Here is a 254-nt window from a genome sequence, read left to right as displayed (position 1 = left end):
GTCGGGCGCAGTCAGCGATGAATTCGTCGGTCGTTTCCAGCATTTCGTCGGGAATGGTCGAGCCTTCCGACTTCGGCAGGGTATTGCCGCCGCGACCGGCATGGAAGCGCATGCCGAGCAGCTCGGCTGCTTCAAACTGGCGGTCGATCAGCCGCTTACCGGCATGCCGGGGGAAATTGTACTGGTGATCGAAGGCCGTAGTGCAGCCATGCTTGATCATCTCGGCCATCGCCGTGACGGAGGAGTGGTAAAAG

Annotated in this window: 1 protein-coding gene; it reads right to left on the bottom strand. The window is 60.6% G+C overall.

Translation table 11 applies throughout. From position 1 onward, the window contains the following. Positions 1-254 (bottom strand): amidohydrolase family protein (locus AF337_RS20420; RefSeq protein WP_152971143.1); only part of this gene is annotated, 254 nt, incomplete at both ends.

It is taken from the genome of Rhizobium ecuadorense, assembly GCF_001187535.1.
Lineage (GTDB): Bacteria > Pseudomonadota > Alphaproteobacteria > Rhizobiales > Rhizobiaceae > Rhizobium > Rhizobium ecuadorense.
Note: the sequence above shows the minus strand (reverse complement) of the source record. Positions and strands in the feature narration are given on the sequence as shown.